The following is a 13,938-nucleotide window of genomic DNA, read 5'->3' as shown; positions in this document are numbered from 1 at the left end:
GATTGGGTATATTAATAATAGAGATTATTGCTTTTTAGGCAAAAGTCTATTGTTGCTCAGGCTATTTTGTTAAACCGTTGGCTGTTATAACATTAATAAGAATATCTTCTAATCTGATAGGATCGTCTTACTATCACACTAAGATAAACTGTAAGAAATTAAGGACATTAGTGCGCTAAAAGTTACAGCTTTAATGTGTCAGATAAATATTGAGTTAAACTATCAATAAAAACGCGGATACGTTGGCTCACCACGCGATCACTATAATAAACAGCATGAAAAGGTAATGGTATAGATTGTAATTTATCGCTAAATAGCTCAACTAGTTTGCCTTCTTGAATATCTTTATTCACCATAAAATCAGATAAACAAGCAATCCCTTCACCACTCACGCATAATTGCCTTAATGTTTCGCCACTGTTTGAAGATATCCCTTCTGTTACCGTAATTAATGCATTTTTTTCGATTTCTAAAGGCCATGTATTTAATGAAACTGGCTCAGTAAATGTTAAACAAGTATGTTCGCTCAATGCTTGCGCTGTTGTCGGAATTCCTTTTCGCTCTATATATTTTGGCGAAGCAATAATTTTACGATAGCTATTAAATAAAGGGCGAGCACGTAAACTTGAGTCTGTTAAATGGCCAACTCGTATGGCCACATCCACTTTACGCTCAATTAAATTCACAAAAGTTTCTGATGAGACTAATGACAAAATAATATCAGGGTATTGTTGGCGAAAAATAGAAATAAAAGGGATCAACAAATGTAATACAACAGGAGTTGCCGCATCGATACGCAGTAAACCTTTAGGTGAATTTTGTGTGCCATATAACTCATTTTCAGCGGCTTGCATTTCCTGCAAAATAACTTTCATTCGCTGAAAATAAAGTTCACCTTCTACGGTAAGATCAATTTGGCGGGTCGTTCTATTCAGTAAATTAACACCTAATTTATCTTCTAATTTCTTCACTGTTCGGCTGACGGCTGAATTAGCCAGATTCAGTTTATCAGCTGCTTTTGTAAAGCTTTTATGTTCAACAACTTCAACGAATACTCTCGCTTCTTCTGACGTTGCTTTCATACAATAAGTCCCAGTGCTATTAGGTAGTATATTGGGATTTAAGGATACGGACATTTTTTTATTATTGCAATTAAGTTAATAATCAGGGGAGAATAGTGAGTTATTGTAAATAGTGTGAATGGTATAAATAAGCGTTACTACTTAAAAAATAAGCAGATATACATAATGTACATCTGCTTAAATCATGGTTTAAACATAAAATTTTTATTTAAAATAATAAGACACATTAACGGAGGGTAAATAAAATCAGGCTAATTTTTCAATAAATTTGATATCTAATAATTCAATTTTATCTTTTAGGTTTTCAACAAACGCTTTCATATGTGCTGTTTCATTGTGTTTATCGATAGCGCTCTGGTTTTCCCATATTTCAAAGAAAATAAAGGTTCTTGGTTGAGTGGTATCCTTATGAAGTTCATACTGGATACATCCTTCATCTTTATGGCTTGGTTTTATCATTGCTTTGCAAGCAGATAACACTTCATTTTCATGATTTTCTTTTGCCACAATTGTGGCAATTAATCTGACATTATTCATATGAAATCCTATATTCCAACATAAGTGTAAATGACAAATAAATAACAACCTGAAATTACTCTAGCATAATTCTTTATTTCATTATTTACATTTAGGCAAAAATAAGTTGCTGAGATTGTTATTGTCATAATGATTATTATTTTTATTAAAAAGCAATTCAATAATATAAACACCACAATCATTATTGCCATTAAAGCAATAGTCTATTGTTTTTTTCATTATTTATTGCATTTTTTTACTTCATTACACTAGCACCCTATTAAATTTCAAATTTATTATTCACCTTATTAGGATGCGCTATGAAAACCTTTCTCCCTTTATTAGCTCTGGCTACTGGGGCATTTGCAATAGGAGCCTCTGAATTTACACCAATGGGATTACTACCTAATATTGCTTCAGGGCTAGATATCTCGATCACAACAGCAGGTGGCCTCATTACAGGTTATGCTGTCGGTGTTATGGTTGGCGCTCCTATTATGACATTGGGCTTAGGTCGATTAACAAAACGACATGCTTTAATTTTCCTATTATTGCTCTTTATTGCAGGCAATTTATTCGCCTCACAATCTGATAGCTATTGGGGATTAATGGTTGCAAGGCTAATAACGAGTCTTAATCATGGTGCTTTTTTTGGTATTGGATCAGTAGTAGCCGCAAGTCTTGTTGAAAAACATAAACAAGCTGCTGCCGTTGCCGCTATGTTTATGGGATTAACTCTTTCAAACTTGATCGGTGTTCCTTTTATTACTTGGATTGGTCAAGTTTATGGCTGGCGTTTAGCCTTTGTTCTTATTTCTGGATTAGGTGTTGTGACACTGATGGGTTTATTAATGCTGCTCCCTACGATCCCTAAAGGAAACAAGCCTAATATCAAGTATGAATTAAAAGTACTCACTCGTTTACCTGTTGTGTTAGCACTACTGACTACCGTATTTGGCGCCTCTGCTCTTTTTGCTCTTTATACATACATCGCCCCTTTCCTTATTAATATTGTTCATATCAGCGAAAGCGATGTCGCAATGCTACTTGTTGTGATTGGATTAGGATTTACCGTAGGTAATTACTTAGGGGGTAAGTTATCGGCAAAAGGAATTGATAGAACATTAGTGATGTTTTTTATATTACTGATTTTATCAATGATCCTTTTACCCTTAGTTTCAAATCATTTGTTCTTAACGATTATCACTCTTTTTATTTGGAGTGTGGCGAGCTTCGCCCTTGTTCCACCACTGCAAATAAAAACAATGCAGATAGCCCATGATGCGCCGGGTTTAGTTTCATCAGTAAATATCGGTGCATTTAATTTAGGCAACGCTATTGGAGCCGTTATTGGCGGAGTTGCTTTAAAATACAGTTACAACATTGTCCCTTTAAGTGCGGCCTTAGTTGGGATCATTGGTTTATTACTGGTTTTTGCTCAATATAAAGTGAAAAGAGAACCACAAAGAAGCTTGGCTTAGTCTTTAACGCCCTATTCATACTCACTAAAAAATGAACCTAGTTCACACTTTGGTTCTTTTTTTTCATGTGTAACAACGTCGACAATAAAATGTAAACAATTTTACCAATATCAGACAAACTGTTTGTTTTTGCCAACTTATTTCAACGTTTATGGATGGCGTCAAATGTTAAATCCTAAAACATCGCTAACATAATCGCTGATTTCCATTATCAAAACAGAGCTATTTAATGATGAAAATAATCTTTTCACTATTAATACTCCCATAATAATCTCAGGATAATGTCACTTATTGTGAGATAAGCTTATAGAGCTAAAACAGGCAGCAACACATTTACACACTAAAGAAAATATTCCGTTAGAGATTATTACGTAGCTGAATCGAAAATAATTATCTGTAAACTCACTTTTCAATCACCTTTTTTACTTTGAATATTTGTATGACAATTATCTAGATGAAATTAATATTTCACCTAAAAATGAGACTATTACTTCAAAAATATTTCATATCTTATCTTTGTTCTATAACAGTCAACTTAAACACTTTTAAAAAGGTAAGAAATCCCCTTAAATAAATATTTTCCTATTATTAAATAGAATTTATTTCACGTTTTCTTATTTATAAAGAATAAAAAAAATAGACTTTTTACTTTTATCAATACGATCAAGATCACTTCAATCATATCTTTAATTGAGGAACATTAGGAAGAACCATTCTCATTTATTATTTACTTTTCTTATCATGGTTCCATTATCCCACTGATTTGTATTACAATTAAATATAGTTTGAAAGCGAGTAATTGTGCGCCTCTGGATACAAAAAGAAGTTAATCATTGATGAGAAAATCATATTAAAGTCCATTTAAACAGTTAATATAATAATATTAATTTTGTATAATTAAAATTATTATATTAAGAATAAATAAAAACAAATCAATGATAACAATTTATTTTCACACTAGATAAAAATAGATATAAATTAGAAATAAAAAAATAAATATATTTTAATAAATAAAAAACACGTAAAGAATAGGCAAGAAATAAAAAAAAACAAAATAAAGAAAACACTAAACATTAAAACAAGATAGAAAAAACAAAATAAAATATTAAAAATACAAAGTAAAATATTATTGATAATGAAATAAAGTATTATAAAAATAAAAAAACGATAATTTAAATTATTAAGACAACAAAATTTATAACAATAAAATATCGAAATAAAAAATTTTTAGTTTATTTGTTAATAAAATAGGTAAAAAAGTAATTCATTAATTTAATTTATGTTTATTTTGGGGGTTGATGGTCTTTTTTTACCCTAAAAATGGCATTTTAGACTTCAATTTATCTTTTTATTACATAGCTAAAACCATCAATATCGTTCTTTTTTTCATCAAAAACCAATTTTACAACAACATTAGCAATGCAATTACATTGATGAGCGTCAAAAAACACGACAATTAACAAGCAAATAATGAGAAAAAAGGAATTTTTTTATATTTGTCACACAATTGATTTTATTCTATTACATATCAATAAATATTCCCTACAATAGCCAACTAATCTAACCTGACAATTTCCTAAGTGATGATATCTTTCATTGTTTAGGTTAGTAACTATCTTTTTTTATTTATGATTTATCGTTTCAGCAAAGTAGAGCATTAATAAAACCTAGTACCCTACACAATTATATAATGACCAACTTATAGGTTTGCCAACGCAGTTATAAACGATAACAATTGCAAACTTAAGGATAAAAATAATCATGTCAGACTATCTATCATTCTTATTAGGCATTGTGCCTTTAGCGGTTTTGATTTTTATGATTTTAAAAATGAAATCAGCCGTTCACCATGCCGTGCTTGTATCTTTAGTGATAACTGTTGCACTTGCTATTTTCCATTGGAACAACACCATTCAATTTGCTTCAGTCTCTGTCCTTTATGGCGCAGTTAAAGGATTGTGGCCAATCATCATCGTTATTCTTGCTGCCATTTATAGCTATAACTTAATGCTAAAAACAGGTGGCATGGATGTCCTTAAAGATGTACTGGCTGGCATAAGTGATGATAAGCGAGTGCAAGTTCTGCTTATCTCATGGTGTTTTGGTGGCTTTCTTGAAGCTGTTGCGGGTTATGGTACTGCGGTTGCCATTCCTATCGGTATTTTAATTGCACTTGGATTTGATCCTTTTAAAGCAGCAGTTGCCTCTTTAGTTGCCAATACAGTTCCTACTGCTTTTGGTGCAGTCGGTATTCCAGTTTCAATTTTGGCGCAAAATACTGGGCTTGATGTATTAGTACTGAGTAAAACGATTATTATTCAGTTGGGATTATTTAATATCGTATTGCCTTTTGTCATCGTTGCCATTGCTGGTGGCGGAATTAAAGCGATTAAAGGTGTCGGATTTATTACCTTAATGTGTGGTATCAGTACACTGATCCCTCAATATATCGTTGCAGCTAATTTAGGTGCTGAATTACCAGCGTTTGCAGGTAGCTTAGTCAGCTTAATTGTGGTTATTTTCCTTGCTAAACGCATGAAAAATAGTGGTGATAAACAGAAAAATGTCAAAAAACATACTGGCAAAGAGTTGTTAGTAGCAAGTTCTATTTATCTGTTTACTTTTATATTTATTTTAGCGTGTTCACCTTTATTCCCTACGCTCCAAAGCATGGCGAGTGCGATTTCCACAAAGATCCCATTTGTATTAAGTGAAACACAAACGGAATATCAAACCATTGCTTGGTTAAGTACACCGGGGGTATTAATTATTCTCGCCAGCTTTGTGGGGGGAACCATTCAAGGCGCAAGTATTTCAACACTTATCTCTGTTCTGGTTAAAACGACTATCCAACTGAAAAACTCAATTATTGCCATCACAGCAATCGTAGCGATGGCAACTGTCATGGATTTCAGTGGCATGATTGGCAGTATCGCTGAAACCTTAGTCGATTTCACAGGTGCAGGATTTATCTTTATTGCCCCAGTGATCGGTGCGTTAGGAACGTTCGTAACAGGTAGTGACACCAACTCTAACGTACTGTTTGGTAAGTTACAAACCAGTGCAGCCGCTAAACTTAATATTGACCCATTCATTCTGGCCGCTGCCAATACCTCTGGTGCAACGGGCGGTAAAATGATTTCACCTCAAAGTATCGCCATTGCTGTTTCAGCGACAAAAATGGATGGCCAAAGCAGTGCCATTATGCGTGAAACCTTAAAATACTGTATTGCCTACATTGTTATTCTTGGGGCGAAGATCGGTATTATTTATCATCTAATGAACTAATTAATAAGGAGAAGTGAGCGTGTTTATTCCATTCACTTCTCCTCTTATAACGAAGCAATAAAAGAATTTTATCTTTAGTAAAAATAATAACATCTGAGCGATGTTTTGGAGTTCGATTAATGAAAGTTAATTTTTATGCGACCTGTCTTGGTGATGTGCTGAAAGCAGATTCAGCCCGAGACACCGTCTTGTTACTTGAAAAATTAGGCTGCGAAGTCTTATTTCAGGAACGCCAAGGTTGCTGTGGTCAGCCTGCGCTTAATAGCGGTTATGTTAATAACGCAAAACCCGCCATGAAATCGTTAATTGAAACATTGGAAGTGAACGACTATCCCATTATTTCACCCGCAGGCTCCTGTACTTATGCCATTAAAGGTTACCCAACTTATCTTGCTGATGAACCACAATGGGCATTACGGGCACAAGGTGTTGCCGATCGCCTTATTGATTTAACCAGCTTTATTGTTAACACCCTTGGTGTTGTCGATGTTGGGGCTCGTCTGCCAGGTAAAGCGGTTTATCACCCATCTTGCAGTTTAACCAGAAAATTAGGTGTCGTAAGTGAGCCTTTAACGCTGTTAAAACATGTTGAAGGTCTTGAAATGTTACCTTTTGCAAACTCAGAAACCTGCTGTGGCTTTGGGGGAACTTTCTCCGTGAAGATGTCTGAAATTTCAGGCGAAATGGTGACTGAAAAAGTCAAACATATTATGGATGTGAGTCCTGATTATGTCATTGGTGCCGATACAAGCTGCTTAATCAACATTCAAGGTCGTTTAAGTCGTGAAAAACGTCCTGTAAAAGTGTTGCATATTGCACAAGTTTTAATGAGCCAATAAGGGAGCCTGCTTATGTCTATCAAAACCAGTGATATAGATTTCAGACCTCGTCTAGAACATGAAATGAAAGACACAATCATGCGTAATGCGGTTGTTATGGCGCAAGAACGCATTGGGGCTAACCGTCAAATCATGGTGAAGGAGCTAGGTAATTGGGAAGAGTGGCGTGATCGCGCTGAACAAATCCGTAACCATGTTCTTGAAAACTTAGATGCTTATCTCTATCAATTATCCGAAAAAGTGACTGAAAACGGAGGCCATGTTTATTTTGCTAAAACAGCAGAAGATGCCTCTCGTTATATTTGTGAAGTTGCCAAAAAGAAAAATGCGAAGAAGATTGTAAAATCTAAATCGATGGTCACCGAAGAAATTGGGATGAATAAAGCCTTACAAAATGAAGGCATTGAAATCATCGAAACTGACCTTGGTGAATATATTCTTCAGTTAGATAATGATCCACCGTCTCATATCGTGGTTCCAGCGATCCACAAAGATCGTTATCAAATTCGCAAAGTCTTAAATGAAAAACTCAATTATGAAGGCAGTGAAACGCCAGAAGATATGACGCTTTTCATTAGACAACGTATAAGACAAGATTTCCTTTCTGCTGATATTGGTATCACTGGCTGTAACTTTGCCGTGGCTGAAACAGGTACTGTCTGTTTAGTCACCAATGAAGGTAATGCAAGAATGACCACAACACTACCTAAAACCCATATAGCGGTTATGGGTATGGAACGTGTGGCTCCTACCTTTGAAGAAGTTGATCCGTTGATAACCATGTTATGTCGTAGTGCCGTTGGCTCACGTTTAACCAGTTATAACACTTGGGTGACAGGTCCACGTGAAGCAGGCAATGTTGATGGCCCTGAAGAGTTCCATTTAGTAATTGTCGATAATGGTCGTTCTGAAATTTTAGGCTCACAATTTAAAGATATTTTACGTTGTATTCGTTGTGGTGCTTGCCTAAATACATGCCCTGCTTATCGTAATATTGGTGGTCATGCTTATGGATCAATTTATCCTGGTCCAATTGGTGCGGTAATTTCACCATTATTAGGGGGTTATAAAGATTTCCACGATCTCCCTTATGCATGTTCGCTATGTAACGCTTGTAATGTAGTTTGCCCAGTCAAAATTCCTTTAGCACAACTGATTTTAAAACATCGCCGTGTGATGGCAGAAACAGGCCTTACACCAAAAGCAGAACGTCGAGTGACAGGTATGTTTAACTACCTCAATTCACACCCTGCCCTTTGGAAAGTGGGTATGAATGTCGGTGCAAAAATGGCGGGATTAATGATCAAAAATGGTTCTACACCAATCAAAATTAGTGTTCTTAATGATTGGATGGAATCACGTGATCTCCCTAAACCAGATGGTTATAGCTTCCGTAGTTGGTTTAAACGCCATAAAGCAGAAGGAAAAAAATAATATGTTAAACGAACAAAATCGTAATGAATTTCTGCAAACTATTGCTGAAAAATTAGGACGTCCTATTGCGCATAAGCCACAGCCGCAGCCTACACCAGTGAATGATTTGGCGAAAACACGCTTAACTAATTTAACTCAAGATGAACTGTGCAAAGAGTTTACGGACTTTGCACAGACTCAAATGGTGAAATGTGTTGTTAGCAAACCGAATGAAGTTATTAATAGCCTAATTGAGCTATGTGAAAGTTATGATTGTAAAGGCTCGGTGGTAATAAGTGGTGATGAGCGTTTAGATGCACTTGGCATCACAAAAGCGGTTAGCGAAAAATACGAAACTTATATTTGGGATCCTACACTTGGGCGTGAAAATATTGTTCATGCTGAACGCTCTCAAATCGGAATTGTTTTTGCTGAAGCGGGATTAACGGAATCTGGTGGAATTGTTTTATTTTCGTCTCCAGAGAAAGGACGTGCCGTGAGTTTATTACCTGAAACCTCAATTGTGATCCTACGTAAAAGCGATATTTTGCCTCGTGTGGCTCAAATTGCTGAGCGTTTACATAAGATGGCTCAAGAAGGTGTGAGAATGCCGTCTTGTATCAATTTAATTGGTGGTGCAAGTTCCACTGCTGACATTGAATTGATTAAAGTATGGGGGGTTCATGGCCCTGTTCATGCAGCTTATCTTATTATTGAAGATTGCTAATTCAAGATAAAATAACGTTAAAACGATAACAAAATAGCTAACAGTCAGAGTCGATCATCGACGCCTAAATCAAACCCAAAAGATAAGTTAATGGCTTTTGGGTTTTTCTCTATTATTTACCAATTAATTATTTAATAAAACTTTTGCTCTCCATTGATTTAATTTTATTTCACATGCGAGTAAAACATCTCCTGCCCCAGAACCGCCCATTAATAATGCGGATTGTCGTTGACATTCAGCGCTTCTAAATTGAATAAAATGCTGCTGAGAACTGGCTAATGCATCAATGGCACTTTTCGCTGCAACAGAATCAGTATCTTCAAGATCACTCTTACTTTTGTCATAAATGACATTCATTTGCTGTTCTGTCAGTTTTAACTCATCCAATAAACAAGCTTGCACAGCGGTTCTTGGCTCGTTTGCGGTCACTTCATAACATTTCGCTAAAGGATCGTATTTACCTTGTGCTGAAGAAAAAAAGCTCACTGTAAGTAAACTACAAGAGATCAGAAATAAACTTATCTTCACGCGAATTCCTTATAGATATTTATAATAAAATTTATGTTTAACATAATGTATAAAATAACTAATATCATATCTATTAGTGCGAATAGCTTCATTTTAGGACATATCGCATCTTACTTGATAAATTTAAATTTCAATCGATTAATAATAAGAAAATATTATTTAACACAATATCAATAGATTGAAATTCAGCCAATAATTTTAAAAATAGCCATTTACTACTTTAACTTTGCATTTAATTGATAAAATAACAAACTTTCTTATATCGAAAAAAGTCTGCCATTTTAGTTTTCACTATTTTTTTTCTTAGCATAGCAATAGAAAACCCTCTTTTTTTGCAGTAATCTCATACTATTCTTATTGGCAATTTTTGCCTAAAAACGACCAGTGGTACCACTAATATGTTCTACAAATTTACCCCTATTATTCTTCTTATAATTTCCAACGTTTTTATGACATTTGCTTGGTATGGACATCTAAAATATGGCAATAAACCCCTTATTGTTGTCATTATTTTAAGCTGGTTGATTGCATTTGTTGAATACTGCTTTGCTGTACCCGCAAATCGCATTGGTCATAATTATTACAGTGCAGCAGAATTAAAAACCATACAAGAAGTGATCACATTAACTATTTTCGCTATTTTTTCTGTCACTTACTTGGGAGAAAATTTTACATTAAATCATTTTATTGGTTTTCTTTTAATTGGTGCAGGTGCTTTATTTATTTTTAAAGGCCCTTTTTAGAAAAACCGATTAGTAGATATCATTAGCTCATTTTTACAGCATGTTATCTACGCTTATTTTGTTATCGCCTTATCAAAACTGATAAGGCTTTTTTTATTCGAAATCTCATTTTCTGATTACTTTTAATACTATTTATAGTGTGATTTTTACGGAGGATTAAATAACATCATCACTTACCATTAAGTTATATAGTCTACTCAGATTTTTTTTCCAAAATAATAGTCTGTTTTGTAATAAAAATATTCTATATATAGAAACATTTCTCTTGAAAAATATTTTTCATTCGGCGCATAATGATTGCTCTAAGAGAAGCATCGTTTCTCTGTCTTTTTTTGCCTCTCTTAAACTACCGCACCCTTAAAACGTGCGTTTTGTCACTTTAACGTCAGATAAAATGGTATCTGGTATGAGCAAACATTCTAACGATTTTATTTATATGCAGGATAATCCCTGTATGCATTGTGGTGCTTGTTGCGCCTATTTTAGAGTTTCGTTCTATTGGGCTGAAATGGTAAGTGGTGGCGGTGTGGTTCCAGATGAATTAACAGAACCATTAACGCCTTTTCTCTCTTGCATGAAAGGAACAAATTCTAAAAAACCACGCTGTGACAAACTGATTGGTGAAGTTGGAGAGTGTGTAAGCTGTTCTATCTACGAACAACGTCCTTCTCCTTGTCGTGAGTTTCAACAATCTTGGGTAAATGGCATTCCTAATGAAGCTTGTGATCGTGCGAGAGCGGCTTATGGTTTACCGCCATTAACTCATATCACCTTACCTCACAGCGCGTAAGACATCAGAGGGGTTAAGCCCCTCCTGATTATTTAGTAATACCCAACACGCTTTTTTATAAAAAATAAAATAACAGTGCAAAAAATTGTTATTAAATAATACGTTAGTTTGACTTTATTTTTAAATAACCTAGTATATAAGGTAATGAATTAATAACGTGTGTTTAGCGAGGTTTTTTATTTAAAAATAGCGATATATTTGGAGGGTATTATGATCAGTAGCTCTTTTTTTATCCTTTTCCTTTCTTTTATCTGTTCTACTGCTGTCGTTAGTATGTTACTCGGTGGCTTAGAGGAATGATTATGAATATTTCTGATGAAAATATTCTTCCCCAGAAATAATGCCCATACTTTACATAAAATCAGTATGGGCATTATTTTACTTGTCGTTTAAATTCTAGATTTATTTTTCCTGTTATTATTTTTATTCTATTTTTTATAAAAAACCAGATACCCAAACTTTCCTCGTTTATCTATTTAGTAAGTAAAATGCCCCGTTATTTTCCATGAAAATAAGACATCCTCTGCGACTTGTCCAAACCCAATATTATGCATAACTAGATAGCGTTGGTTATCCCCGCTTTTCTTATTTACTACAATTCCAATATGAGGCCGCCCATTATCTAAACGCCAGCTAACAATATCGCCTGGCACATAATCTTCGGCATTTTTTGTAATCGGTTTTACTTTTCCTTTTCGTGTGAAAAAGACCTCTAAATTGGGAACTCTACGGTGATCAATATTCGTATCGGGTTTATTCAATCCCCACATTCGTTTACTTGGGTAAGCAGAAAAATTTGCTTTAATATCTTCATGTAATAATTTTTGTAAATCGATATCAATCCCACGATAACTACGAATAATCACATCACTACAGACTCCTTTATAAGCAGGCACGTCCCCCATTGGGTAGTCTATTTTACGATAATCAGAGTCGTAAAATACGGCTCTTGGTAAGTTAGCCGCATACTCCACCAGCTTTTTATTTTGTTCTGAAGTTAGCGCTTGTGCACTTGAAAAGGGAGTAATGAGTAAGAGTAAAACAGTAATTCCCATTATTTTCACTGTATGTTCTCCATGAAAAAGTTAAATCCATTATTTAAGAAAGAAATAACATTATCTGTTTATACTGATAAAGCACAGCATAAAAATATCAGGGAAGTCTTAATTCGTTTTTAGAGCCGTTTTTAGAGTAGAGATAAAAAAACCGAGCCACCTTTAGGGTAAGCTCGGCTGATAAATAAGGGAAAAAAATAAGAAAGAGAAAAAGTAAGAGAATACAGTTTAGTTCAACACAATATGACTTTTACGGCGTAAACTTGCAAACAGCATGTAAACTGCCGTCACTAATAACACCACAAAGAAGAAATTCATAATGCCGTTATTGGCTTGCGCCATAAACATTCCCGCCCCTAAAGGCCCAATAGCGGAGCCAATGCTATAACTTAATAGCATCACTTGTGTAATAGCGACAATGTAACTCGCGTTCACATGATCGCATGCCAATGTAATAGCGATAGGATAAAGTGCAAAAGAAGACATTCCCAATAGCGCTAGTGCAATAATAAGCACCATATAATCGCTAGAAAGATAAGTCAGTCCCATGGCAAAAACGCCCACTAAACACATCATCGCTAATAACAGTGTCTTGCTGATCATCACAGACAATTTGCTAATAATAGGCTGGATCACCATTCCGCCTAAAATAATTGCTGCCATCAACACACCTATTTGGTCTGTTGTAAATTGCCCTTGATTTAAAGCCAATGGCATCATGCCATAAATACTACCCATCACAACGCCAGATACCATACAGCCCACTAAAGCGGCTTTATTTAATCGGCTCATCTGCTTGAGTGATAAACTTTTATGAGAGTGCCCTTGTGGTTGCCCTTGTTTAAAAAGTAGAGGCGGTAATACGGCAATGAGTAATAAAACTAATATCGCCATAAACGGGATAGCGCCTTGCGTACCAATTGCACCAATCGCCAATTGTCCTAATGTTGTGCCGCCATAAAGCGAGGTCATATAAAAACCTAAGCGTTTAGCTCGCTCTTTAGGATTATCGCCAATTAATAACCATGACTCGACAACAACAAATATACCTGCAACCGCCATACCACCAATAAAACGGAAAACCATCCATGCTGATAAATAAGGCATTAAAGGCAACACACCGACAGTCACTGCCAACAATAATAAAAATACAACGAAAGAAAGACTGTGCCCTATTCTTGCAATAATAGGTTCTATCATGACTGAACCTATTAATAATCCAATAAAATAAATACTTGCTAACCAACTGGCATAGAGCGTATCCATTCCAAAACTGCTCATAGACAGTGGAATTAAACTCATTAAATAGCCTGACGCGATAGCAAATACCGTTAACCCAGCCACAGGTACTAATGTACTGTCGCCTTTGCGTACCAAAGTAGTGTTCTGTTTCACTACCCTCGTCTCCACAGTCAAAACGGTTGATGATGCGCTGTTTTCTCGATGCCTGATAGAGGCGGTTCTTTTATCTAGGAA

At 35.1% G+C, this 13,938-nt stretch carries 12 protein-coding genes; 7 read left to right on the top strand and 5 right to left on the bottom strand.

Annotation, left to right across the window (positions count from 1 at the left end; all coding sequences use genetic code 11):
- Positions 1–182 precede the first annotated feature (182 nt).
- Together yafC and ABN212_RS05400 are read right to left on the bottom strand one after the other, a co-directional pair.
- Entirely contained in the window at positions 183–1,082 is a 900-nt protein-coding gene (gene yafC / locus ABN212_RS05405) for a DNA-binding transcriptional regulator YafC (protein WP_349442975.1), read from the bottom strand.
- Positions 1,083–1,328: 246 nt separating this feature from the next.
- Positions 1,329–1,619 (bottom strand): putative quinol monooxygenase, encoded by a 291-nt coding sequence (locus ABN212_RS05400; RefSeq protein WP_196533439.1) that lies wholly within the window; start codon positions 1,617–1,619, stop codon positions 1,329–1,331.
- A 299-nt stretch (positions 1,620–1,918) separates the two neighbouring features.
- On the opposite strand from ABN212_RS05400, the gene ABN212_RS05395 reads away from it, so the two are divergent.
- The 5 genes from ABN212_RS05395 to ABN212_RS05375 all read left to right on the top strand — a co-directional run bounded on the left by ABN212_RS05395 (position 1,919) and on the right by ABN212_RS05375 (position 9,346).
- Positions 1,919–3,079: an MFS transporter gene (locus tag ABN212_RS05395; RefSeq protein ID WP_198619700.1), complete on the top strand. Its 1,161-nt coding sequence runs from the start codon at positions 1,919–1,921 to the stop codon at positions 3,077–3,079.
- Positions 3,080–4,840: 1,761 nt separating this feature from the next.
- Entirely contained in the window at positions 4,841–6,367 is a 1,527-nt protein-coding gene (locus ABN212_RS05390) for an L-lactate permease (RefSeq protein WP_196533437.1), read from the top strand.
- Positions 6,368–6,486: 119 nt separating this feature from the next.
- Positions 6,487–7,206 carry a (Fe-S)-binding protein gene (locus tag ABN212_RS05385; RefSeq protein WP_099659343.1) on the top strand — a complete coding sequence of 240 codons (720 nt, stop codon included), beginning with the start codon at positions 6,487–6,489 and terminating at the stop codon, positions 7,204–7,206.
- A 12-nt stretch (positions 7,207–7,218) separates the two neighbouring features.
- On the top strand, positions 7,219–8,640 hold the full coding sequence (locus ABN212_RS05380; protein WP_198620775.1) for a LutB/LldF family L-lactate oxidation iron-sulfur protein: 1,422 nt from the start codon (positions 7,219–7,221) through the stop codon (positions 8,638–8,640).
- Position 8,641: 1 nt separating this feature from the next.
- Positions 8,642–9,346, top strand: coding sequence for a LutC/YkgG family protein (locus tag ABN212_RS05375; RefSeq protein WP_198620776.1), 705 nt, complete (start codon positions 8,642–8,644; stop codon positions 9,344–9,346).
- Between the two features lie 123 nt (positions 9,347–9,469).
- Here the strand turns inward: ABN212_RS05375 and umoC are convergent, their stop codons facing one another.
- Positions 9,470–9,874, bottom strand: a complete 405-nt coding sequence (gene umoC / locus ABN212_RS05370) for a lysozyme inhibitor LprI family protein (RefSeq protein WP_100159051.1) — start codon at positions 9,872–9,874, stop codon at positions 9,470–9,472.
- 398 nt (positions 9,875–10,272) lie between these two features.
- Between umoC and ABN212_RS05365 the strand changes: the two genes are divergently transcribed.
- Complete coding sequence (locus ABN212_RS05365) at positions 10,273–10,617, top strand: DMT family protein (protein WP_075670926.1); 345 nt, start codon at positions 10,273–10,275, stop codon at positions 10,615–10,617.
- Positions 10,618–11,023: 406 nt separating this feature from the next.
- The gene (locus ABN212_RS05360; RefSeq protein ID WP_109371014.1) at positions 11,024–11,407 is read left to right on the top strand and encodes a YkgJ family cysteine cluster protein; all 384 of its coding nucleotides are present in this window, start codon (positions 11,024–11,026) and stop codon (positions 11,405–11,407) included.
- A gap of 476 nt (positions 11,408–11,883) precedes the next feature.
- Here ABN212_RS05360 and ABN212_RS05355 read toward each other — a convergent pair whose 3' ends face one another.
- Together ABN212_RS05355 and ABN212_RS05350 are read right to left on the bottom strand one after the other, a co-directional pair.
- Positions 11,884–12,462, bottom strand: a complete 579-nt coding sequence (locus ABN212_RS05355) for a DUF1287 domain-containing protein (RefSeq protein WP_232797532.1) — start codon at positions 12,460–12,462, stop codon at positions 11,884–11,886.
- 228 nt (positions 12,463–12,690) lie between these two features.
- The gene (locus ABN212_RS05350) at positions 12,691–13,857 is read right to left on the bottom strand and encodes an MFS transporter (RefSeq protein WP_109371020.1); all 1,167 of its coding nucleotides are present in this window, start codon (positions 13,855–13,857) and stop codon (positions 12,691–12,693) included.
- Between the last annotated feature and the right edge of the window lie 81 nt (positions 13,858–13,938).

Source organism: Proteus genomosp. 6, assembly GCF_040139785.1.
Lineage (GTDB): Bacteria > Pseudomonadota > Gammaproteobacteria > Enterobacterales > Enterobacteriaceae > Proteus.
The sequence above is the reverse complement of the archived record's forward strand: the minus strand, read 5'-3'. Positions and strand labels throughout refer to the sequence as shown.

What these genes read in the sequence shown, in the direction of transcription:
- yafC (WP_349442975.1), bottom strand. Translation starts at nt 1,082, where the DNA reads ATGAAAGCAACGTCAGAAGAAGCGAGAGTATTCGTTGAAGTTGTTGAA.
- ABN212_RS05400 (WP_196533439.1), bottom strand. Translation starts at nt 1,619, where the DNA reads ATGAATAATGTCAGATTAATTGCCACAATTGTGGCAAAAGAAAATCAT.
- ABN212_RS05395 (WP_198619700.1), top strand. Translation starts at nt 1,919, where the DNA reads ATGAAAACCTTTCTCCCTTTATTAGCTCTGGCTACTGGGGCATTTGCA.
- ABN212_RS05390 (WP_196533437.1), top strand. Translation starts at nt 4,841, where the DNA reads ATGTCAGACTATCTATCATTCTTATTAGGCATTGTGCCTTTAGCGGTT.
- ABN212_RS05385 (WP_099659343.1), top strand. Translation starts at nt 6,487, where the DNA reads ATGAAAGTTAATTTTTATGCGACCTGTCTTGGTGATGTGCTGAAAGCA.
- ABN212_RS05380 (WP_198620775.1), top strand. Translation starts at nt 7,219, where the DNA reads ATGTCTATCAAAACCAGTGATATAGATTTCAGACCTCGTCTAGAACAT.
- ABN212_RS05375 (WP_198620776.1), top strand. Translation starts at nt 8,642, where the DNA reads ATGTTAAACGAACAAAATCGTAATGAATTTCTGCAAACTATTGCTGAA.
- ABN212_RS05365 (WP_075670926.1), top strand. Translation starts at nt 10,273, where the DNA reads ATGTTCTACAAATTTACCCCTATTATTCTTCTTATAATTTCCAACGTT.
- ABN212_RS05360 (WP_109371014.1), top strand. Translation starts at nt 11,024, where the DNA reads ATGAGCAAACATTCTAACGATTTTATTTATATGCAGGATAATCCCTGT.
- ABN212_RS05355 (WP_232797532.1), bottom strand. Translation starts at nt 12,462, where the DNA reads ATGGGAATTACTGTTTTACTCTTACTCATTACTCCCTTTTCAAGTGCA.